This is a genomic window from Dethiosulfovibrio russensis, assembly GCF_021568855.1.
Taxonomy (GTDB): domain Bacteria; phylum Synergistota; class Synergistia; order Synergistales; family Dethiosulfovibrionaceae; genus Dethiosulfovibrio; species Dethiosulfovibrio russensis.
Genome location: NZ_JAKGUG010000010.1, coordinates 61,134 through 83,811, shown reverse-complemented (window position 1 = coordinate 83,811; position 22,678 = coordinate 61,134). Strand labels below are relative to the sequence as shown.

Below are 22,678 nucleotides of genomic sequence, written 5' to 3'. Positions count from 1 at the left end.
GTCGCCCTCCTCGTTTTAGCCTGGATCTATCTGAAGCTAGACGCCTTTTCTCGAACCGCATTCAAGAGCTCGTCGAAGGCCGTCACAAAGGCATCCACTCCGTCCTCTCTCAACCCGTCGCATATTCGATCCAGGTCCACCCCGAGATCGACGAGGCTCTGTCTTCTGAGAAAAGCATCGTCCAGATCACAAGCGACTCTATTCTCCACCAATCCGTGGTCCAAGAAGGCATCCATTGTCGCAGGAGGCACGGTGTTCACCGTGTCGGGACCTATGAGCTCCTCAACGTAGAGGGTATCTCTATAGGAACGGTTCTTCGTTCCAGTGCTGGCCCAGAGCATCCTCTGAGGGCACCCCCCGGCCTTGGCAAGGAGCTTCCAATCCGCCCCGGAGAAGATCTCTCCCCATCTGTTGTATGCCAGCCTGGCGTTGTCCACGGCTATCTTTCCCATGAGTTCCGGAGCCCTCTCCTGAAGAAGGGGGTCCACCGCCGAGTCCACACGGCTGACGAAAAGGGACGCAACCGAACGTACCGACGATACATCGTCACCTCTGTCGAGCCTGGCCTTCAGTCCCCTGATATAGGCCCTTCCCACCGCCTCGGTCTGAGCCACTGAGAATATCAATGTGGCGTTTACCGATACCCCCGCGGCTGTAGCTCTCTCCAGAGCGGAGATACCGGCTTCGGTGGCGGGGATCTTTATCATCACGTTAGGTCTTCCGAGAAGGGACCTAAGCCTTAGAGCCTCCGAAACGGTGCGTTCCTCGTCGTCAGCCAGACGGGGATCGACCTCCAGGCTGACGTAGCCGTCGGTCCCTCCGGTGGCCTCGAATACCGGGGTCATACGGTCCGCAGCGTCGGAGATATCCTCCAGAGCCAGCCCCTCGTATATGTCCAGATCGAACATTCCCGATTTCGCCATGGCCTTTATAGCGTCGTCGTAGCCGTCCCCTTTGGAGATGGCCTTGTTGAAGATGGCCGGGTTCGACGTCACCCCCCGAACGCCTTTTTCCATCATCTCGTCCAGCCCACCGGAGGACAGAAGCTCTCTGCTTATATAGTCGCACCAGATGCTCTGCCCCAGCTCGGCCGCCTTCCATATATTGGTCATGACCATCGCTCCCTTCGATCGTACAATATTAGACCGTACGGAGGACATTCTCAACCCTTCAGGCCTTCAGGGCAGGCTTATCTTCGACAAGCCTATAGATCGATACCAGCTCCCGCAGCTCGGCCAGCTGGCCCTGCTGGTCCTCCCTTATCATCTGAAGATTCTCCATGCGAGAGGCCATTTCCTTGGCTGCCCTCTCGGTATCCTTGGCGGAGTCTCGGCCTCCGTTGAGCATGGAGGCTATGGTATCAATGGCCCGGGCTATCTCCTGGGTGCTGGCGGTCTGTTCCTCCGAGGCGGCCGCTATGGACTGGATTCCCTCCGCCATGGAGCCCACTCCTCCCGTCACCTCCGAGATCTTGGCCGCCGCCTGTTTCGAACGCTCCAGCAGATCGGCCATGACTGTTCCGGCTTCCCTGGTGTCCTCCGCGGCTACGGACATGTCCTTTTGGACTTCCTCTATGACCCTACGGATGTTCGAGGCGGCTTCGTTGCTTTCCTCCGCCAGTTTACGGACCTCTTCCGCCACTACCGCGAAGCCTCGACCGGCGTCTCCGGCCCTGGCCGCCTCTATGGCGGCGTTCAGAGCCAACAGGTTGGTCTGGTCCGCTATGGTGGCTATGGTGTTGACGAAGCCGCTTATTCCCTCCACCGATTTGCCAAGTTCCGCCACTGCTTCCTCTACCCGACCGCTGACCTCTCCGGCTTTGCCGGTTCCGTCCGTCACCGCCTCGACCGATCTGCGCCCCTCCTCGGCGTTCTCCGATACCACGCTGGCCTGTTCGCTCAACTCGGTCACGACCTGGGTGGAGCTGGCGACTCCAGAGGATACTTCCTCCACTCCGGCGTTGGTCTCCTCGGCGGAGGCCGCTATGGAGTCCACCATCTCGGCGACGGCTTTGGAGGCTTCGTCCACCGAGGTCAGCGATTCGTGGACGTCTCGGGATATTTCGTTCATGGCCTTGGATCCTTCGGCTATCCGGCGGTTCATGTCCTCCACCTTCTGAACCAGGGCCCGGTATTCCTCCAGGATACGGCCGAAGGCGGCCATGACTTTCTTTATCTCGTTGCGGTTGGACGAGTCTCCGCTTATCTCCATGGACAGGTCTCCCTCGGCTATGCGGTCTGCAACCGTCACGACCTCCTTAAGAGGAGACATCAGCTTGATCACGGCGAAGGCCAGAAGGACCAGGCCGACTACCGCCAGGGGCAGGGTCCAGAGCAGGAGTCCTCTCTTCATGGCTCCGACCGGGGCCATGGCAAGGTCGGCGTTAACCACCATCATGGCGTACCAGTCGGTTCCCTCTATCCTCTGGACGTAGCCCATGGACCTACGACCGTTGAAGTCATAATCGAACCTCACTGGCTCGGTCGTGTCGAAGAGCCCCTCCGATTTACAGGCTTTCCAGAGGGGAGGGCAGCTCTCCGACATGGAGACTCCCCTCTCCAACTTGGGATGGATGACCACCGCTCCGTCTTTGTCGAAGATTATGCCGTAGCTCCCCTCTCCGAGGCTGGAGCTGAGTATCCTGTTCTCGACCGACTCCAGAGAGGTCCCGGCGAAAACTACCATCCGAACCGCCCCTTCCGCGTCCACCACAGGTTTATAGCAGCCAGCGTAGGGAAGCCCCCCCAACCAGACTATGTCCTCAAAGGTCTCTCTGCCCTCCACCGTCGCTTTGTAGACATCGGTGGTATCGTCGAAAAGCCCTCCGAGCATGGAATGCCCCTCATCATCCTTCAATGTGGTGGAGACCCTGACCAGTCCTTCTTTCGTGACCTGAAAAATGGAGAACTGGCTTCCCATGGCATCCTTCCATCCGTCCACCATAACCTCGTTTCCGGTGATGAGCTTGAGACCGCCGTCCATGACGAATATCTTCTGGACCTCTTTATCTCCGACCGAAACCATGTCCTCGTTCTCGAAGGTCCTCTTTCCGGACAGTCTCTGTACCACTATATTGACGAAGGACTCGTTGGACTTTCTGAGAGATCCTATCTCCTGAGATGCGCCGGTCTGGAGGCTTTCGACGAAGCCCAGACCTCCGTCGTCTATAGTATCCTCCATCATCCTACCGGACCTCACCGACGCCACTGTGACGACAACGGCCATCAGGAGGGCTATCATGACGCCGACCACCAAGGTAACCTGTATCCCCACGGACAAACCACGTGCTTCATCTGCTCGAGCCATAAAATAGTCCTCCTCTTCCCAACCCTATCTCTAATCTGAAAAACGGACACAAGAAGAGTCTAAGGAATCATCTCCGACATGTCAATCACATCAAACTACAGAGGAGAATAGGCTCTAGGCTACCTCCGACTGGGTTTCATGCCGAGACACTCGATCAGCTCCACGTCGTCCTTCGCGGAGCTGCCCGTCGTGGTGAGATAATCGCCGGTCAGAAGGCCTCCTACACCTCCTACGAGCCCCATGGACACAGCATCTCCAAGGACAGAGCGCCCTCCAGCGTAACGGACCGTCGCACCGGGAACGGCTATCTGCATCACAGCACCCCACCGGAGCGCCGTCTCTGGATCGAGAGGAGCTGCTCCTGCCAATGGAGTCCCCTCTATGGCCATGAGGATATTCAGCGGAATCGAGTCCACCTCGATATTAGATAGAAGAGCGGTCATCTCCGCCCTGTCTCTATCGGTCTCCCCCATACCGAAAAGGCCGCCGGAACACAGCTCCAGCCCGGCCGCCCTGGCAGCACCGAGGGTGCGCAGCTTCTCCTCTATGCCATGAGTGGTGCATATCGAGGGGAAAAACCCCGGCCCGGTCTCCAGGTTGCAGTGATAGCGGGACACCCCGGCCGACGCCAACCTCCTCAACTGCCCCTCCTCCAGTAATCCGTGGGAACCGCAGAGACTCAGCCCCACCTCGTTCGAGACGGCCTCGTAAATTCCGCAGAGGCGGTCCAGTTCCCGATCGTCAAGGGTCCTGCCGCTTGTGACCAACGATAACCTGTGGATCCCCGAATCGCGGCACCTCCTGGCTACGGACATAACCTCATCCAGAGAGAGAAAAGAGGATCGGCATCCCGTGTTCCACCTTAACGATTGGGCGCAGAAGGCACAGTCCTCGCGACACCCTCCGGATCTGGCGTTAATTATTGAACAGAGCTCTATCCCATTCCCACCCATCCTGCGTATCGAATCCGCCCTTTCCAACAGATCCTTCAGCTTTCCTCTCGATAGATCCAACAGAGACTCGATATCCCAAAGCATATTTGTCAACCACACTTCCATTCTAAGGTGACAGATAAGATAACATCACAAGCGGAATAGTTCAACTGAACCACCGAAGATAGTTGGTGGACTGAATCTCAAAAATAGTTATAATGAATATAGATAATACCTAACATGAGAGGGAGTATGAAGATGGCCGACTATCACGGTATGTGGAAAGAGCTGAACATAGATCTCAAAACCCACGATCTTTTATGCGACGCTCTTCCACCGCTTTACGAGGGGATATACCTGGATCAGGGAAATAGGCCCGAGACCATGGACTATTTCAACATGGTGGTCGCAGAAGTTCACGGAGCCAGGATCAAGGAACTGATGGATTTCAAGGCCAAGGGGAACAAGGTAGTAGGAGCCTTTTGCATCTACGTACCGGAAGAATTGGTCCTTGCCGCAGGATCCCAGCTGGTAGGGCTATGCGCCGGTTCGGAATTTTGGGTACCTCCGGGAGAAAAGGTTCTCCCCAGAAACACCTGCCCTCTCGTCAAGGCAGGGGTAGGAGCCCGTATATCCAGAACCTGTCCCTATTTTCAGAGCGTCGATCTGATAGTAGGGGAAAACACCTGCGACGGAAAGAAAAAAGCCTGGGAAATCCTGGCCGAAGAGGCTCCTATGTACGTCATGGACATACCTAACGTAAAATCCCGGTCCGGCATGGCTTTATGGAAAAGCGAGGTAAAGTCTCTTTCGGAAAAGCTGGAAAAGCTAACGGGGAAAACCATAACGTCCTCCAACCTGAAGGAGGCTATCGAAAAAGTCAACGCTAAAAGGATAGCTCTTCAGAAACTTAACGACCTTAGAAAAGGCGACGTAGTGCCCATATCGGGCAAAGATGCCCTTTTGGTCAGCGAGATAGCCTTCTACGACGACGTGGATCGTTTCGTTGAAAAAGTTCAGGTATTAACCGACGAATGCGTCGAAAGAGTTCAAAAAGGAGAAACCCCCTTCAACCCCGGGGCAAAAAGGATAATGGTAACGGGTTCTCCTTTGGTCCTGCCGAACTGGAAACTGCATCATCTCGTAGAAAGCACGGGTAACCCCGTCGTCGTTGAAGAAAATTGCACGGGAACCCGTTATTACGAACAAACGGTGGACGGATCGCCCTCGGATCTCGGAGGGCTAATGGATAATCTAGCCTCGAGATATATAGAGAACATTCACTGCGCCTGCTTCACCCCCAACGATGGGAGGCTCGACGACATCGTCAGGCTGGCCAAGGAATACAGAGTGGACGGCATAATAGACTACTCCCTTTCATTCTGCACAACCTACCTGACCGAGGGAACAAAGGTAAGAGACAGGCTCAAGCAAGAGGGCATACCGGTACTGAGCCTGGAAACAGGATATGAGTCGGGTGACGAAGGACAGCTCAAGACCCGCATAGAGGCGTTCATAGAGACCCTTGAGTGAAAAAGCCTACGCCCTTTTCCAGACCCAGTCGGACGCTCAGAGACTTCACAGGGTTCTCAGGGAGAGGGAAATTTCTCACGACGTATCCCCCACACCGAGAGACCTCTCGAGATCATGCGGGATGGCACTCAGATTTTCGATAACGGAAGTAACCGCCGTTTCCCGTATCGCCGAATCCATAAAAGTTCCTATAGAAATAGCGAAGAGGGGCTGAGCGATCGCTCAGCCCCTCTTCGCTATTTAGTCATCAAAACCGTCTTTCATTGACCGGCCAATCGAAAAGATCCGGTATGTTCGCCATCTCGTGGATTTCCTCTCGGTTCGAAAGTCCCGAGGAAGCCAGGGATATTTTGGCTGGAGCAGCCTGCCCTATACCCATGGCTATGGCACCACAGAGCATCATGGTGCTAACCCCTCTGGTTATCCTCTGTCTCAGGGCCTTGGACAGCCCGTCCAGATCCAACAAAGGAAGGGAACCTTTCTGTTCCCCGCCGTATCTGGCCCTCAAAGCCTGAAGCTGAGCCAGAAGCCTATCGTCCTTCAGATCCGACGCCCCCTTCAGGAGCCTGTCGATCCTCTTCAAGTCCGCCTTGTCGAGCCGGGTTATCTTTCTGTCGAGACTTCGAAGCTCCTTCTCGGCGGCCTTTCGCTCCAAGCCGTCCAATCGATCCATCTTGGACGCCAGATGCTCCATTCTCTCCATATACCTTACCCTGAGGCTCTCGTGTTCCACGAAAAGGTCGAGATCCTCGCTCAAAGTATTGATGGTCATCTCGATACCTCCGTATTCCACAACTATATTTTCCATTGTAGCTATAATTATACTACCCAAAGCCTCTAGAGTACATCAGTCCTTTTACCTAACCTAAAACCGTTGATACGGACAGATGAAGGTGCTAGAATGGAAACATATTAGGACCAAGTCTTAAAAACAGATCCTCACAAAGGAGAGTGTAAGCCATGCTCGACGTAAGAGAGCTTTTTCAAGAGGGAGAGACCCTGGAGGCCAACAGGACCGTCCAGGTAGACGACACGGTGGGAAATTTCTCGGTTCATCTGAACCAACTGCTGTCCACCACCGCCTGCATAGAGCAAATGGTACGCATGTCCACCGAGATGGTGGAGGGCAGGCTGCCGGAGGGATTCATCACAGTCGGGCTCAGCTACAGCGTTAGACACGACGAGACAGCCATGTTGGGCACGGGGCTCAGGTATTTGCTGAAGCTGGATGAGATAAAGGGGAACAGGCTGGCGTTCTCCATGAAGGTGACCGACTCGATCGGAGAGGTATTCCACGCCACCTGCGAGAGGGCGATCGTGAACCGTTACGAGCTGATCGACTCGGCCACTGAGAGAGCGAAAAAGGCCAGAGAGTCCTAAGGAACAGGGTCGTCCTTTTCGACCACGATGGGAGTCTCTATCGCGACCCTGTTGCGGCCGTCTTCCTTGGCCCTGTAAAGGGCGTCGTCGGCGGTTCTCAGCAGATCGTTGAGGCTGAGGTCACCCTCGGCAGGGAAGGCGGCCCCTCCGAAACTGACTGTCAGAGGTCGGCCCAGGCCGAAATCGCTCTCCGATATAACTCGACGAATCCTATCGGTGACGGGAAAAAGGTCCCGCTCGACCATATCGTCGAAGACTATTATGAACTCTTCCCCACCCCAACGTCCAACGAGATCCACAGCCCTAACTGCATCGACGAGGATTTCGGCCAACCTGACCAACACCCTGTCTCCGACCTGATGACCGTAGTCGTCGTTGACCCTCTTGAAGTGGTCTACATCTCCTATGGCGACGCAAAAAGGGGTTCCCCGTCTGGCCTTGTGAACCGCCCTGTTCAAGAACTCCTCTATGCCGAAGCGATTGGCTATTCCGGTCAGGTGATCCATCTTGGAAAGCAGCTCCAGTCGCCTGTTACCCTCCTCCAAGGCTGCCTTGGCCTTTGCCAGCTCTCGGTTGAGAGCCCTCAACTGATCGTTTTTACGGACGAACCGATAGGCTACCCCGGAAGCCGAAGCTATCAGGACTATAAGCAGGACCACTATGGACCAAAAGAGACCTTGGTCTATTCCCTTTGAAGCCAGAGGGTTCCAGCGGTCAAAGATCCTGGAGCTTTCCTTCAGATTCAAGGAAAGAACAGCCTTCTGCATTATACCAAGCAGAATAGGGTCGTCCTTCCTTATGCCCATCCGAAGCCTGTGTTCGAAATCGTCGTGACCCCAGAGCTTCAGCGTCGTCAGCCCCTCTTCCTCTATCACCAGAGACGCCACGAGGAGAGGAGCGGAGGCGGAAAAGACCTCCCCGCTGGCCACCATACGGAGCCCTTCTCGGTTGTTAGCCACCGGCACGATGGAGAGATCGGGATATCTCTCTCGAAGGATATCCTCTACGTTGTAACCCTTCACAACCGCAACGGTCTTTCCGGCCAAATCCATGAAACCTGCCAAATCCGAAACGTCACCCCTTGTCACTATCACGGCTGGGTTTATGACGTACGGAGAGGAAAAACCCAGGTACTTCTCTCGATCCTCGGTCCTGTTAAGCAAAGGGACCACGTCGGAGCTACCGGCCTTGACGAACTCCAGGGTCTCCTCCCAAGAGCTAGTGGGAACCAGCTCCATGGCGACCCCCAACTTTCCGGAGAGAAGCTTTACGTAATCCGATCCGACGCCCCGATATTCGCCGGACTCGTCTATCCATTCATAGGGAGCCCAGGAAGGGTCCACGGAAAAACGGATAGGGCCTCGATCTTTGAGATATTCTCTTTCTTCTTCCGAAAGGAACACGGAGGACTCTAGGTGCGACAAACCGTTGAGGTTCTCGGAATAGACGACGGAGCAGTTGAAAAAGACACACCACACGGCAGCCGCGAAGACCAAGCGTATGACCCTACCCACGTAAATCCCCCCCTATTAGTCATGATATCACGAAAACTTTCTAAAAAAAAAGGCCGAGGGAGGGGGCTGATCCCCCTCCCTCGGTCTGAGTTTCCGATCAGAGTCGGGCCAAACCTCTGCCCTCTTTCTTCAGCTTGAACCGTTTCACCAGCGACATCATGGAGGAGGCCCCTTCGGCCATGGCCTGAGCCTCCAACGAGACCCCCTCGGAGGCCTTGGCGGTCTCCTCCGAGGCCCCTCTTATGGCCTCCATCATGCGAACGGTATCGAAGTTGGCGTTGGTGACCTGATCTATCGAGGAGGTCATCTCCTCCGACGAGGCGGCCTGTTCCTGAGCGACTGCCGCGATGTTCTGTATAGCCTCGTTAACCTCTCTGGTCATCTCCAAAGACCGGTTCAACTCCTCCTGGGCCCCCTTGGCGGATTCGACCGCCTCTGAGAGAATCGAGCCGGTCCTCTCGGTGGCGTCTATTGACTCTCCCGAGTGTTCCTCAAGCTCAACTATTATCTTGGCAACCTTGTCGGCCGACAGGGCCGATTCCTCCGCCAGCTTGCGAACCTCCTCGGCGACCACGGCAAATCCCCGGCCGGCCTCTCCGGCCCGGGCGGCCTCTATAGCGGCGTTAAGGGCCAACAGGTTAGTCTGATCCGCTATCCTGGTGATGTCCCCTACGAAGCCGCTGATGGAATCCACCGATCCTGCCAGGTCCCTTATACGCCCTATGCTTTCCCTGGACACCTCGCCGGCTTCCTCCATCTTGTGGATGGTTTCCTCCACCTTGCCCACCGCTTTTTGGGTCTCCTCGGCGCTTCTCTGAGATGCCTCGGCTCCCTCCGTGGCAGACGAGGCAGACATCTGTGCACTGTCTGCCACCTCCTGAACGGAGGCACCGCTTTCCTGCAAAGCCGCCGAGTTGCTCTCAGCCAAAGAGGCTACCTTCTCGACGGACGAACGGATCTCCTCCATGGAGGCGTTGGCCTCCTCGGAGAGGGCAGCCAGACTGGTGGACCTGTCGGAGACCGACTGGGCCTCCTCGACCACCGAGCCGACTATGTCTCGAAGCCCCTCGACCATCTCGGAGAGTGAGTCGGCCATACGGCCCACCTCGTCGCCGGAGGAGGTCTGGAACTCGTCCCTGGTTATAGTGAGGTCGCCGTCCTTTGCCCTGCTCGCCAAGAGAGAGGCCGCCTTTATAGGACGTACCATTCTGCTCACGAAGAACAGGACTACTCCGGCCAGCACCGCCAGGGCCGCTACTCCGACCATGATTCCCATGGTCATTATAGAGTCCGCCTCCTGATATATCATGTCGTAGGGCAAGGCGATCTGCACCGACCAGGGCGATCCGTATCTGTCCACATCCACGGGCTGGAAGGTCTCGTATATGTCCACTCCTGAGACGTCGGACACGACCGAACGATTGAAGTTCTTTCCGTCTCGGATGGCAGAGAGGGCCTCTCCGTCCGATACGGTGGTGCCAACCAGATCTTTCTTGGGATAGGCCACATAGGTTCCCTTGTCGGAAAGCAGCCCGGCATATCCGGTCACGAAGGGTTTTATTTCGGAGAAGACCTTCTGGAAGGTGTCCATGGATATGTCCACCCCGACCACTCCTATGACCTTTCCACCCAGCTTAACCGGAACGCAGAGAGATGTCATCATGACCATCTTGCCCCCCACCTCCCATTCGGCCGGATCTGCTATGACTACCTTTCCAGACGTCAGAGGCAATTGATAATACTCGGCAGTCTCATAACCCACGCAGGGATCGTGCAGTATATCGCCGCCGGAACGCACCAGATAGGGGATATAGCGTCCGGTATCGTCGTGTCCCTCGGAACCGACGAACTCCGAGTCCCTGCCGTCGAAGACGTTAGGCTCGAAGACTGCCCAGGCTCCGAAGAGCTGGGGATTGGACTCCAAGGTCGTCCTAAGGAGGTCCACACCGGCATCCCTGTCGGACCTTTCCCGATCGACCATCATGGAAAACTGTACCGACAGGTCCCTGGCATGGGTCAGGGCCCTGCCGAGATACTCGGAGACCTGAACCCCATATCTCTGAGCCGTTTCCTCCCCAAGACTATAGGCGTTCCCGAGGGCCATGGTTCTGGCCCGATAGGTCAACACCCCGACCGCGGTGGTGAAAGCGACAAAAGACACCGACAATATCACCACTAGAAGCTTGGTCTTCAACCCCCACCTTCTCATGCTCGCCACCCCTTTTCGAAGAAATGTTCCCCTAAAACCCTCCCAAGGAACAACTACTATGATCTCATTTTACATTAGGGGATGGAACTCTCAAAGGGACAGCGACGTTCCTCGACCGTGTCTTTAGTAACGGATAGGTAAAGAAAATCGAATCTCAGTAATGGCTTTCCACTTTTTCTCCCTTTTCCAACATCTCGACCAGAAAGGGGGGAAGAGCGAAGGACCCCTTATGGACGTCGGAGGTGTAGTACTTGAGCCCTTCGGGGGCTTCCCTCAGCGGCTTCGAGGGATCGTGCCTCTTGGAGCCTATGGCATATACCCACATTCCAGAGGGATAGGTAGGCATGAATCCCAGATAGGGATGCACCGAAGGGAAGACCTCCTTCATGGCACGATAGGCCGGGACCATTATGGCGGCGTCGGTGAAGGGCGACTCTATGTGGGTCACCATGAAACCGTCGTCGGACAGGGCGTCCCATACGTCCCTGTAGAAGGGAGACTGGAAGAGTCCTGCCGCCATGTCCACCGGATCGGTGGCGTCGACTATTATCACGTCGAACTCTCCTCGGTGGTCCTTCATGTAGACCATGGCGTCCATAGGCTTTATCTCCGCCTTGGGATCGTCCATGGCACAGCTCAAGGTCGGGAAGAATTCCCTGGAGGTGTTTATTACCTCCTCGTCTATGTCCACCAGAACAGCCTTTTCAACCGACTCGTGTTTTACCGCCTCTCTGAGTGAGCCACCGTCTCCCCCTCCGACGATGAGGACCTTTTTAGGGTTCGGATGGGAACAGAGGGCCACGTGGGCCATCATCTCGTGATAGCAGAACTCGTCCTTCTCCGTCACCTGAATTGCCCCGTCCAGGACCAGCATACGGCCGTACTCGGCGGTCTCCAGTGCCAGCAGGGATTGATAGGGAGTCTCCTTCCGAACTAGCTCTTCCGTCACCCTCAGGGACAGGCGCAGATGCTTGGTGGACTCCTCGGTAAACCACACTTCGTTGTGTCTCTTCTCTCGGGAAATCATGGCGAATAACCCCTTTCGATGCTTTTATGCCGAAAAAAGAACCCCCGGCACAGACATTGTACAGTCTGGCACCGGGGGTGTACATCCGAAGCTATTTTAACTAGAAGAAAAAAGCGTTGACCAGAGCCAGAACCACTCCGCCGGTCACAGGTATAAGTGCCGTCGCAGGAGTCCAGGTCTTTAGGCTGGTCTCCACGTCCATACCGGAAAAGTTGGTGACCACCCAGAAGTAACTGTCGTTGGGATAGGACACGAACATGGAGGTAGTGCACAGAGCCAGCGCCGCTATCAGAGGATCGATCCCCAAGGTCGGCAGCATCGGGGCCAAGATGGAGCCTCCGGTTATCATCGCCACCGTGCCCGATCCCTGAGGTATCCTTATCATCGCTCCCATGAGCAACGGAACCAGTATGACCGGTATATCCAGACCCAGGATGGACTGGGCTATGACGTTTCCGACTCCGGTCACCCTTATGACGTTGCCCAGAGCTCCTCCTGCACCTGTCACCAGAAGAATCAACCCCGCATCGGCCATGGCTCCCTGCATATGGGCGATGCAGTCCTTTCTGGATGTGGTGCGGTTGAGACCGTAGACACTGAGCAGCACTCCTATGAAGACAGCCACTATGGGATGTCCCACTAGATGCACCACCGATAGGGCCTTGCACTCGCCAACCCCCACCGCCTTGCATATGGTGTCCATAAGGATGAGCATTATGGGAACCGCTATGGGGGCAAAGGATGCCACCACCCCGGGAAGGGCGTCCGAGTCCATCGTCTCGAGAAACTCGCAGTCCTCTATTGGCTTGCCCTGAGAGTACTTTTCGACCAGAACCTTGAGCTTGGCCGCGGTGCTCTCGTCCAGTCCGGTGTAATCCGGATCGAGGATCAGCTCGGGGTGCCTTCTTCCTACGAAACGGAAGTAAACCACAGACACGGCGAAGAGCACCACCGACAGGGAGATTCCCCCCAGGATCATCTTACCTATGTCGACGTTGAAGAATCCGGCGACTGCCAAAGGACCCGGCGTCGGAGGCACCAGAAAATGGGTGATGTAGAGCCCCATGCCCAATATTCCGCCCAATCCCACCATGGATCTCCTGGTAATCCTGGAGAACTCCTTGGCCAACTGGGACAGGATGACGAACCCGGAATCGCAGAACACCGGGATGGATACTAGAAGGCCGGTGAGGCCTACCACTACGTCGGCCCTCTTGATGCCCACGATCTTGAGGATGGAGACGGCCATCTTCTTGGCCGCTCCGCTGTCCTCCAGAAGTTTTCCCATGATGCAGCCGAAGCCTATTATGATACCTATGCTGCCCAGGGTACCGCCGAATCCTCCGGAGACGGCTTTGATCGTATCCGGAATGGACAGGCCGCACATCAGGCCTACCGCGATGGATGTCACTATCAGAGCGGGAAACGCGTGGATCTTGGTCTTTATTATCATGTACAGGAGCAGGAAGATACCCACTCCCAAGGCTATACAGGACGTCATGGCGATCTTTTCCCCCTTCTAAAACGATACGCCGATCCGACGATCAGATCACAGGGCCGAGACAGTAGATATCCAAAGACCTGGTGTAGCGGATGGCCTCCCCTTTGGAGCTCTCTCCGTCGGCGACGCGGAGAAGTTTTCCCAGCGCCTCCTGACCGACCTCTTCGAGAGAGCTTTCTCCTGTGACGATTTTTCCGGCATTGACGTCCATATCGTTGTTCATACGCTCGAAGGTTATAGGGTTACCGCATATCTTGACCACCGGAACCAGAGGGAAGCCCTGAGGAGCGCCCCTACCGGTGGAGAAGCAGATGATGGATGCCCCTGCTACCGCCATGGCAGTGAGAACCTCTATCTCCCTGCCGGGAGTGTCCTTTATCCAAAGTCCCTTATGGGACGGAATTCCCGTATAGGGAAGAACCCCCTCTATGGTCCTGGTTCCGGACTTCACTATGGCGCCCAGAGATTTCTCCTCTATGGTGGAAAGGCCTCCCTCTATGTTGCCCGGAGTGGGCTGCCCCCTTCTCATATCCACGCCCACGGCCTTGGCACGGGCTTCCATTTCGTCTACAATACGTTTGATATCGCTAGCTACCTCGGGAGTGCGCGCCCTGCGCTGGAGGATATGTTCGGCTCCGATGAATTCGGTCGTCTCGCCAAAGACCACAGTACCGCCTTCATCCACGAGCCTATCTGTGATGTATCCTATTGCCGGGTTGGACGCCACCCCCGAGGTGGTATCGGAGGCACCGCACTTGATACCCATCGTAAGAGAGCTGATGGGAACCTCGACCCTCTGTATCCCGGAGATCTCTATATATAGCTTCTGAGCCAGATCTATCCCCCTCTGGATAGCCTTGCTCATGCCGCCTATCTCCTGGATATTGACCCTCTCGACGGGTTTCCCCGTGGCCCTTATCTCGGCCTCCATCCTGTCCGTGTCCACTCCCTCGCAACCCAGGCTTACTATCAGGACCGCTCCGGCGTTCGGATTCTTGCCGAGACCTATCAGGGCTTCTGTGATCCTCTCGAGATCGGGAGGGGTCTGACAGCATCCCTGATGGTGAAGCACCGCCTGAGTCCCCATGGTCTGACGACAGATATCCTCGGCCACCTCGTTGGCACATACGACCGACGGAATCACCGCCACGTAGTTTCTGACACCTACCGACCCGTCGGGACGGACGTAACCGTGAAACTTCATCGTTTATCCCCCTCGTTATCGGCCCAGTCTCCACGGCCTCTTATGCTGTCCACGTTGTGGACGTGCACGTGTTCTCCCGCCGCGATCTCGCAGGTAGCCACTCCTATCTCCTCGCCGTACTTGGTCACCTGTTCCCCCTCGGCGATCTTCGTTATCGCGATCTTGTGACCGAAAGGTACCTGGTTCAAAACGCGATACACCGTCTTATCCCCTGTGGGATCGGACACCTCGACGTCGTCTCCGGGCTTTACCCCAGCCCCGAAAAGGGTCGCGACGTTGTCGGCCTCGTGGTTCTGAAGGCCCTTCACCTCTATCATCTATCCATTCCTCCCTCTACTATCACGGCCACACCGTCCGGTATCACCGTTATGGATGCGTTTTTGCCGACTATCCCCTCCGCCAGGGACAGCCCCTCGGCCATATCCGAAGCCGGAACCAACCCCACCGATCTGACGTCGCCGGGATCCAGCTCGCTCACCAGGATCACCGTCGCCTTAGACATGACCTTGCTGAGAATCTGGGCGCTCCACTGTTCAGGAATGGTATCCTCGTCCGAAAGGGACAGCAGATACTCCTCTATTCGCCTGGGATCGCCGATCCTCATGAGCTTTTCGAAGTTGGCACCTCCGAAACCGTCGTGACACGCCGCTGCGATCACGATGGCCCCGCCGGGCCGAACGCACTCGGCGGCGGTGGAGATGGCCTTAGGAGCCTGATATAGATTCTGGTCGAGAGGATAGCCTCCATTGGAGGTCATTACTATATCCGAGACGACCTTTTCCACTCCTGCGACGGAGGAGACCATGGCGCATCCGGACCTATGGGCCTCGTCCAGATCTCCGGCGAAAGCCCCGACTATCCTCTTCTCCTCGTCCAGGACGACGTTCAGTATGAAATCCACCCTGGCGAGGCGAGCCGCCGCCAGCATATCCTCGTGAATGGGGTTCCCCTCCAGCACCCCCGTTTTGGAGAGAGGATGGGCTATGGCCGATGCAGAATGGTTGGCGTTGACCGTCTCCCTGGAGGCGACTCCGGGAAGTACGCTTTTCCTTCCGCCGGAGAAACCGGCGAAGAAATGGGGCTCTATGAACCCCTCCGTGACGAGAAGATCGGCCTCAACGGCCAGACGATTGAGAGAGCACCCCTTCCCCGAGGGCAGATCGCCGATGAAGACCATGTCGTCCTCTCTCTCCACGTTGTGGACCACTATTCTCTCCCGCTGGAAGATCTCCCTTCCGAACCGGTCGAGCAGCTCGTCCGAGGAAGTCTCCCTGTGAAGTCCCGTCGCTATCAGAATCGTGACCTCTGCCTCGGAGTTGCCGGAGCGAATCTCCTTCAGCAACAGAGGCATGGTTATCGAGCTGGGGACCGCCCTGGTATGGTCGCTGGTGATGACGACAACCTTCCTCTTGCCCTCGGCCAATCGACTCAAACTGGCCGAACCTATCGGGTTATCCAGCGCCTCTTTGACGAGATCCCTCTGTTCCCCGTCCCCCTCCGTTAAACCCTTCGGAGTAAGGACCGCCGCTACCCTTTCCCCAGGCACAGACGCCGTGATGGTTCCCCTGTGATAGGGAAACGAAAAGAATTCCTCCTTGATCTCTTCCATAGCTTCACCCCTGTCGATCTTCGTCGTCCTCTTCGCCGGACGAGTTCACATCATCGCCCAGACGAGAGGCCAAAACCATGTTCGCCGTCTCTTTAGTGTTCTCCAGATGGTAGATCATCCTGTTCATAGCCTGCTCAGGATCTCCATCCAATATGGCCTGCACTATCTTCCTGTGACACCCTATGGTTACGTCCACCTGACCCGGCCAGGTCAGAACGTCGTGGCTGTACTCCGACAGGGTTCCCTTTATGGTCTGTATCATCTGGACCAACATCCCGTTGTGGGTGGCCTCGGCTACCGACATATGGAGATCGAAGTCCTTCTGGAGGAAGCAATCGAAATCGCCCTTGCACATCAGTCCGGCCTCGAAGACCTCGACTATTTTCTCCTTGTCTCGATCGGTGGCCCTTACCGCCGCCAGCCTTGCGGTCTCGGCTTCAAGTATCTCCCTGGCCTCTATGGACTCCCTCACGGAGAACTTTCTGAGAAGGCAGGCATACCGAAAAGAATCGGCCAGAGCGTGGGCGGGGTCCCTGACGAAACATCCCTCTCCTACCTTGATCTCGACCAATCCCATGTACTGAAGGGCTTTCATCGCCTCTCTCACGGAAGAACGGCTCACGGAGAACATCTGGGCCAAAGCCCGTTCCGACGGAAGCTGCTCCCCCGGCTTGAAGTCGCCTCTCAGAAGACTCTGCTGGATCTCATCGACTATGATCTCCGGAATATTGTTACGGGGAATTTTCTCGAACATGAAAGATCTCCTTTCGATCAAAGGACAGATGACAGATGTCAGAGGTCTGACCACTTGAATATTATGACATCACCATCTTCCTGTCAACATCAAAGTTTTTTGCGCAACATATCCACCTGGTCGGAATAATATCGGTGTATCTTGGTGCGGTAGGAGGCGATGCTTCTACCCCTGTAGATATCTAGGGCCTTGTCCACGTTTCCTCCCCTTTTGAGGGCATCCCTCAACATATAGCAGCCGACGTATATATTCGGCCTGGAATGGAGCAGCTTCGAGGCGGATTTTATCGTGGGGAATACCCTGGGAATCCATTTTCTGTTGGCCTTCCAGTTTATCTGCATCAGACCGTAGGCCTTACCGCTTTTGGCCCTCACCTTTACGGTGGATTCCTTCACTATGATCGACGAGACCAGAAAGGGATCCACCCCGTATTTTCTGGATATGGCCTCCACCAAAGACGCATAGATCCTGGCTGACTTGGTACTGATGCCGGGGTTTTTCGCCTTGAAATAGGAGGTCATGACCGACACCCTGGCCTTGGCGTAGCGTCTGGATCGATGTTTTTCCATGTAGTTCCAGGCCGGACTGCCTCGGAAGACCCAGCTGTAGGACTCCGCGGCGGGAGACAACACCAGGGTCGATAAGATCACAGTCAAGATCACCCACACTACAGTCCGAGACGCTCTTTCCGGTGAAACCGCTCTAGTCTTCACGGGAGACTCCTCCTTCCAGTTGATTCAGCATTGACAAAGCCGCTATCTCCTTTCGTACCATCTCCTCCACCGAGGCCATTAGCTCCGGCTCAATAGCGGCCCATTCTCTCCTAATCCCGTCTTGAAGGCCGTCGGAGATGGCCTTTTTAGACTTAGCGACGGCCTTCTCCACCGTACCTTCCGAGACGACAGCGCGTGCCATCATCTTCGGTATGGATACGTCCCTAAACCCTTTCCTTATCCTCTCTCGACCCAACGCATAACCGCCGAGACCTATGACTCCGCCCAGAAGCAGTCCGGGCAGGCCCGAGGCTATGAGGGCCATTCCCCCTCCGCCACAGATAGAGGCGACCACTGCTCCTGCCAGGACAGCTGCGACCCTGTCCATTCCGGAGGACAGTCTTGCCACGGGGGATATACCGCTCATGTCCAGGGCGGACAGAATATCCGGCCCCTCCTCTCCGAGGGCGAGTTCCAGATGTCTCGGCATGGACCGTACTCCGTTTTTCCTGAACCAGAGGGCCAGTTTTTCCAGCACCATGACGGGGATCTTCTCCGAGGCCGATCTGAGATGTTCCGTCACCTTACGGTCGACCGAGTCCTTTCTGTCCTCCATGGCGGAGGTCACCCTCTTTTCGAAGGCGGAGATCTTCCCTCCGTCTCTGCGAAAAGCCTCCAGGGCGGGGATTACCGCCTCCCCGATCAGAAGAGACGCCACATCGTAGGATGCACGGTCCACCGTGTCCTCCAGCACAGGATCGATCACGTCGGTCCGGATCTCCTCCACGAAACGATGCATATCTCTCCGAAGCGACGACAGGGTTCGGCCGTTTTTGTTCTTCAGAGCCGGGAACAGAGCCAGACCCCGGGAGACTACCCCGTAGGGCTGATCGCTCCTTATCAGCCTGGCCTCGGGCATAATCCTCTGCACGAGGTCCGACACGAAGGGCCAGAGACTGCTTCCCCCCGCCAATATGACCGAGTCCGCTCCGTCGCAACCCAGGACAAGGTTTTCCAGTCGAGTCACCAGGTTTTCCGGACCGTCCGAACCGGGACAATCTCCTCCTATTGAACGGATCATGTCCTCGGTGGGACGATAATCGGAGATCCTCTCAATGAACTCGTCCCATCCCAGCCGTCGAATGCCGCCGTAGACTCCGGCGGTACCGCTCCACAGCACCGACCTGTCCCGGGCCATGGTCGTGGAAAAGCTCTCCTTTAGGATCCTGCTCCAATACCAGTGGACGAAGTAGGACGTTCCCTCGTCCATACTCTCCTCCAGACCGGGATTTCTCTCGCAAAGAATCCGAAAGAACAGGTCGTCGAAAAGCCGTCCTCCCAGGGACCAGTCTCCCCAGGACGACCGAACCGACAACCCCTCCAGGGAGGCCAGATCGCAGGTGCCTCCTCCGAAGTCCAGTACCAGCACCCGTCCCATGGCCTCCGACGGCGCCATATCCCTCTGGGAAATGTGGTAAAGCAGAGCCCCGATAGGCTCCTCCAGGGTCTTCACCCTACCGTAACCGGCCTCGAAGGCGGCGGAGGTCAGAGAGTCGAGGTAGTTCCCGCCGGCTTGACAGGGAACTCCGAAATAGACCTCTCTGGAGCGGGGATCGAAGGGGATGTGCCGGACCTCGGCCTCCTCCCTCACGGAGGACAGAAAGGCAACGGCGGCCCTGTAGCTCTCACTGTCACGATCTATCTCGGGCTTGAAGCGGGTTATCAGTTTAAGAGACCGTCTCTCCTCCTCGGTGGCCTCTCCCCAGGTGTTGAGGGCCATGGACCCCACAAGGGGGGATCTTCCCTCTCGGTAAAGCACCACCGTGTCCATCCCGGTACGGTCCGCTATGAAGTCGACAGGGGAGGGCAGAAGCTCGTCAGAAGGACACTTGCAGAAATAGGAGTTGGATGTGCCGAAATCGACGGCCAGAACCGGCTTGGTCATCTCGACGACCTCCGTCGCACCAGGCCCTTGACGACCAGAGATCCGTCCCTGAAGACCGGAGCTCTCTCCACCGTCACAGGTGTGCCGTCCTCGTAGTGTCCGAAGCTCTCGTAGGTCTCGGATAACTCGGAACTCCACACCGTGGTCGAAGGGGCAGGAGAATCGGCTCCGGGGCGGTAAGTCGACGGACCTCCGTATCCCCGGTTCTCCCCCTCTATCAGCAGAGCCTCCACCGCCGTCTCCAGCTGATCCCTGGGGACAGCCCTCAGATCGGCCAGGGCCCTTCCTATCCAGAGGTCGTCCGAAACCCTCCTTGAATCCTCTTCCCCGTCCTCCACCGCCCTTTCGATCCTCTCCCTTGCGACGGACAGCATGGTCTCGAGCCGCCGCTCGATTTCCTTCAGGTCGACCGACTCGATCTTTCTACGGAAGAAGGACAGCCCTGTGGCCCCGAGGGCCGTACCCAGAAACAGGGGGAAGTCCCCTGTCATTCCCAGGGAGGTCAGGGCAGGGGAGACGACAAACCATCCCAACAGGGCTCCTATGAACACCGATGCGGCACTCCGAACCCGGTCGAATCCGTATAGATAGGGGGTATCTCCCGGGTCCATCTCCAGAGGAGCCAGCCTTATAGCACCCTCTCTATCCGGGATTTCCAAAGCCATGTCGTCTATCATCCTGGAGAGGGCGACCCTCCAGGCTTTTTTCATCGGGTCGTCGCCGGGAAGGGATCGTTTAGCCTCCTCCAATCCCTCCAGGACGGCCGATCTATAAAGATCTTCCATGTTAACGCCTCCGAACTCGTCTTCTGATTTCAGCCATTACGACAGGCTCTATAATACATCCTGCGGCACTTGTGGAGATAGGAACTCTGGATTATGCTGGGATATCCGAAGCGACCGATCTCGGTCGAGAAGGGGGACGTTCGATGAAGAGAAGAGGCTTTTCCGGCCTTGTGGCCCTGATATTGCTGTTGATATCCCTGATCCTTGGGACCTTGGCCGGTCTCATGGGAAGAAGGGGCGACGATAAAGACGATAAAACCGATATATCTATCTCAGCTCCGGGCTACGTATCCGGCGACGCTGCGGAGGAGTTAATCGCATCACCGGTGGAGACCCCCGATCCCAAACCCCGCACGAGGCCCCAGAAGCCGAAGGTGGAATCCTACAGCATAGGCGGGATGGGGTCCACCGAAAGGGTTCCGGTGGACCTTCCCGATCATGATCCCTCCGACGACCTGGCAACCGGAGAGGAACGAGAGAAACCGTCGATAAAACTGCCAAAGGAGCTCGAAGAGCTGGGCGACAAGATGAAAGGCCATCTTGACGCCTTCGACGAAGCCACCAGACAGACCCTCAAGTCGGTCCTGGACGCCATAGAGCTGGACGAGCTGAGCCCCGACGAGGCTACCATTCGCCCGAAAGGCGACGGCCTGGAGCTACGGTTCTCCCTGCCCGCAGGAAACTAGCGCTCCGAGAGGGCCACGATACGACCCAGAGGGATCCATGCCCCCACAACGTAACGGCCGTCCCTCTCTCCGCCTAGAACCGTAACGTCCTCGAAGAGCCCTCCGTCGATCTCCGAATTATCGGAGGGCTCCTTTCCTGTCAACTCGTGGGACAGAAGATAGCAGTTGAGAAAGAGGGACACCCTGGCGGCTCTGCGACACCGCAAGACCTCCGAGGGAGTTCCCCTCTCGGGCAAGGAGGACTCTCCGGCCACGTAGGCCAGCTCACTCTCCCAATCGACCTCCCCGTAGCGAAAAGTCTGGATTCCTTGGACCATTCCGTGGGCCATCCAGAGTTCCGGAATCGACGGAGATGCTGGACAGACCGAGCCGACCGCCAGGACAAAAAAGACGGCAAGAAACGGGACCCGTCTCATCTCGATCGCCTCGCTCCCACAGTAGAGGCGGTCAGATCGACCACCTCGAGACCTTTGCCGTCCAGTATCACAGCCACGTCGTCCGCCGTTCCGTCCACGGTGACATCGAGCTCCAGCCTGCCGGAACGGAAGGACCGACGATAGACTCCGACCACTCCTGGAGACTCCCTTAGGGCCGCCTCCAGATCCCTGACGGACCCGAAGTCCATTCCCTCCACCGAAACCCTGATCGAGCGACCGGGAACGCCGTTTCCCCCGCCGGTCAGAGCATAGGCCACCTCGTTCACCAGAGAGGAGGAGGCGTTTTTCGCCGCTTCCTTGAGCCCCTTGACGGCTCCGTCCCTCTCGCTGAGCCCCTTGGACCTTACCTCCGGAACCTCCACGGCCAGGCTCTGTCCGGTCTGGGCTATCACTGCCTTAAGCTTGAGAAGAGTTCTGACTCCGTATATAGTCTGACCCGACATCTTCTGGGCCGTAAAGGAGGACGACTGTCCCTTGCCGAAGATAAGGACGTCGGCGTCGAAATCCCGAGCCAGCTCGGCCAGCTCCGCCTCGTCCCCGGCTATCCTGGCCGCCTCCACCCTCTTGGAGGCAATGGCGTCCAGCTGTCCCTTGTCCAGCATGAGATACCCCGCCCTCTGGAAGGCCGATTCGACCTCTCCCTCGGCGGCGGAAAGAAACGGACGGTCATCTCCTATCATCTCGTCCACCAGAATCACCACCCTGGGGTTGCCGAGGGCATCTATCACGGCCGGACCGAGAACCCCGTCCAGAGCCGTCTCCTCCACCTCGCAGCGCCCCTTAAGGTGCAGGACTCCGTCTTCGGTACGCCACTCCTTCAAGATCTCCAGATTCTTGACCAACCCTCTGGAGCCGGAGAAAACCCTGTCCCTGACCACCTGAAAGTCCTTCATCTCCGTGATGCCCTCCACCCTGGCACCTATGGCCCTCTCCAGGGCGTTTCTGTAAAGCTGCCTCTTGGCCTCTTCTCTGGCAGCTGAGACGTTGCCCTCAACAACCGCCGCCTCCCCCTCCGCCTCGATCGTGCGAGCCTCGGCCGTGCAGACCGAGAGGAGCACGATCGATATAAGAACCAGAATAAGTTTTTTCATTACCTTCCCTCCTTTCCCTACTCTACTATTTCATGGTATGGTTTTTGTGACC

General features: G+C 56.7%; 21 protein-coding genes. 4 read left to right on the top strand and 17 right to left on the bottom strand.

Annotated features, from left to right (window positions below; translation table 11 throughout):
* Positions 1 to 26 precede the first annotated feature (26 nt).
* The 3 genes from tal to bioB form a co-directional block, all read right to left on the bottom strand.
* A complete protein-coding gene (tal, locus tag L2W48_RS10950; protein WP_236099961.1) occupies positions 27 to 1,112 on the bottom strand; it encodes a transaldolase in 1,086 nt (361 codons plus the stop codon).
* 58 nt (positions 1,113 to 1,170) lie between these two features.
* Entirely contained in the window at positions 1,171 to 3,306 is a 2,136-nt protein-coding gene (locus L2W48_RS10945) for a methyl-accepting chemotaxis protein (RefSeq protein ID WP_236099960.1), read from the bottom strand.
* Positions 3,307 to 3,425: 119 nt separating this feature from the next.
* Complete coding sequence (gene bioB / locus L2W48_RS10940; RefSeq protein ID WP_236099959.1) at positions 3,426 to 4,343, bottom strand: biotin synthase BioB; 918 nt, start codon at positions 4,341 to 4,343, stop codon at positions 3,426 to 3,428.
* A gap of 135 nt (positions 4,344 to 4,478) precedes the next feature.
* On the opposite strand from bioB, the gene L2W48_RS10935 reads away from it, so the two are divergent.
* Together L2W48_RS10935 and L2W48_RS10930 are read left to right on the top strand one after the other, a co-directional pair.
* Positions 4,479 to 5,771 carry a double-cubane-cluster-containing anaerobic reductase gene (locus L2W48_RS10935; RefSeq protein WP_236099958.1) on the top strand — a complete coding sequence of 431 codons (1,293 nt, stop codon included), beginning with the start codon at positions 4,479 to 4,481 and terminating at the stop codon, positions 5,769 to 5,771.
* Positions 5,764 to 5,985, top strand: coding sequence for a putative Se/S carrier protein (locus tag L2W48_RS10930; RefSeq protein ID WP_236099957.1), 222 nt, complete (start codon positions 5,764 to 5,766; stop codon positions 5,983 to 5,985). The genes L2W48_RS10935 and L2W48_RS10930 overlap by 8 nt, the downstream gene beginning before the upstream one ends.
* Positions 5,986 to 6,018: 33 nt before the next feature.
* On the opposite strand, the gene L2W48_RS10925 is transcribed toward L2W48_RS10930, so the two are convergent.
* Entirely contained in the window at positions 6,019 to 6,543 is a 525-nt protein-coding gene (locus L2W48_RS10925) for a hypothetical protein (protein WP_236114934.1), read from the bottom strand.
* Between the two features lie 188 nt (positions 6,544 to 6,731).
* On the opposite strand from L2W48_RS10925, the gene L2W48_RS10920 reads away from it, so the two are divergent.
* Positions 6,732 to 7,151, top strand: coding sequence for a thioesterase family protein (locus L2W48_RS10920; protein ID WP_236099955.1), 420 nt, complete (start codon positions 6,732 to 6,734; stop codon positions 7,149 to 7,151).
* Here the strand turns inward: L2W48_RS10920 and L2W48_RS10915 are convergent.
* The 11 genes from L2W48_RS10915 to L2W48_RS10865 form a co-directional block, all read right to left on the bottom strand.
* The gene (locus tag L2W48_RS10915) at positions 7,148 to 8,665 is read right to left on the bottom strand and encodes a diguanylate cyclase (protein WP_236099954.1); all 1,518 of its coding nucleotides are present in this window, start codon (positions 8,663 to 8,665) and stop codon (positions 7,148 to 7,150) included. The genes L2W48_RS10920 and L2W48_RS10915 overlap by 4 nt on opposite strands.
* A gap of 97 nt (positions 8,666 to 8,762) precedes the next feature.
* Complete coding sequence (locus L2W48_RS10910) at positions 8,763 to 10,874, bottom strand: methyl-accepting chemotaxis protein (protein ID WP_236099953.1); 2,112 nt, start codon at positions 10,872 to 10,874, stop codon at positions 8,763 to 8,765.
* Between the two features lie 154 nt (positions 10,875 to 11,028).
* Positions 11,029 to 11,901 (bottom strand): polyamine aminopropyltransferase, encoded by an 873-nt coding sequence (speE, locus tag L2W48_RS10905; RefSeq protein WP_236099952.1) that lies wholly within the window; start codon positions 11,899 to 11,901, stop codon positions 11,029 to 11,031.
* Positions 11,902 to 12,001: 100 nt separating this feature from the next.
* On the bottom strand, positions 12,002 to 13,402 hold the full coding sequence (locus tag L2W48_RS10900; RefSeq protein ID WP_236099951.1) for a GntP family permease: 1,401 nt from the start codon (positions 13,400 to 13,402) through the stop codon (positions 12,002 to 12,004).
* A gap of 43 nt (positions 13,403 to 13,445) precedes the next feature.
* Positions 13,446 to 14,606: a UxaA family hydrolase gene (locus tag L2W48_RS10895; RefSeq protein WP_236099950.1), complete on the bottom strand. Its 1,161-nt coding sequence runs from the start codon at positions 14,604 to 14,606 to the stop codon at positions 13,446 to 13,448.
* On the bottom strand, positions 14,603 to 14,923 hold the full coding sequence (locus L2W48_RS10890) for a UxaA family hydrolase (RefSeq protein WP_236099949.1): 321 nt from the start codon (positions 14,921 to 14,923) through the stop codon (positions 14,603 to 14,605). Before L2W48_RS10890 ends, L2W48_RS10895 begins: the two co-directional genes overlap by 4 nt.
* Positions 14,920 to 16,215: a nickel-dependent lactate racemase gene (gene larA, locus L2W48_RS10885; RefSeq protein ID WP_236099948.1), complete on the bottom strand. Its 1,296-nt coding sequence runs from the start codon at positions 16,213 to 16,215 to the stop codon at positions 14,920 to 14,922. Before larA ends, L2W48_RS10890 begins: the two co-directional genes overlap by 4 nt.
* A gap of 4 nt (positions 16,216 to 16,219) precedes the next feature.
* Positions 16,220 to 16,969, bottom strand: a complete 750-nt coding sequence (locus tag L2W48_RS10880) for a FadR/GntR family transcriptional regulator (RefSeq protein WP_236099947.1) — start codon at positions 16,967 to 16,969, stop codon at positions 16,220 to 16,222.
* A gap of 89 nt (positions 16,970 to 17,058) precedes the next feature.
* On the bottom strand, positions 17,059 to 17,682 hold the full coding sequence (locus tag L2W48_RS10875; protein WP_236099946.1) for a transglycosylase SLT domain-containing protein: 624 nt from the start codon (positions 17,680 to 17,682) through the stop codon (positions 17,059 to 17,061).
* Complete coding sequence (locus L2W48_RS10870) at positions 17,672 to 19,627, bottom strand: Hsp70 family protein (protein ID WP_236099945.1); 1,956 nt, start codon at positions 19,625 to 19,627, stop codon at positions 17,672 to 17,674. The genes L2W48_RS10875 and L2W48_RS10870 overlap by 11 nt, the downstream gene beginning before the upstream one ends.
* Entirely contained in the window at positions 19,624 to 20,412 is a 789-nt protein-coding gene (locus L2W48_RS10865; protein ID WP_236099944.1) for a hypothetical protein, read from the bottom strand. The genes L2W48_RS10870 and L2W48_RS10865 overlap by 4 nt, the downstream gene beginning before the upstream one ends.
* A gap of 143 nt (positions 20,413 to 20,555) precedes the next feature.
* On the opposite strand from L2W48_RS10865, the gene L2W48_RS10860 reads away from it, so the two are divergent.
* Entirely contained in the window at positions 20,556 to 21,098 is a 543-nt protein-coding gene (locus L2W48_RS10860; RefSeq protein WP_236099943.1) for a hypothetical protein, read from the top strand.
* Here the strand turns inward: L2W48_RS10860 and L2W48_RS10855 are convergent.
* Both L2W48_RS10855 and L2W48_RS10850 read right to left on the bottom strand, forming a co-directional pair.
* Positions 21,095 to 21,514 carry a hypothetical protein gene (locus L2W48_RS10855; RefSeq protein WP_236099942.1) on the bottom strand — a complete coding sequence of 140 codons (420 nt, stop codon included), beginning with the start codon at positions 21,512 to 21,514 and terminating at the stop codon, positions 21,095 to 21,097. The two genes, L2W48_RS10860 and L2W48_RS10855, sit on opposite strands and share 4 nt — an antisense overlap.
* Positions 21,511 to 22,626, bottom strand: coding sequence for a hypothetical protein (locus tag L2W48_RS10850; RefSeq protein ID WP_236099941.1), 1,116 nt, complete (start codon positions 22,624 to 22,626; stop codon positions 21,511 to 21,513). Before L2W48_RS10850 ends, L2W48_RS10855 begins: the two co-directional genes overlap by 4 nt.
* Positions 22,627 to 22,678: the final 52 nt, after the last annotated feature.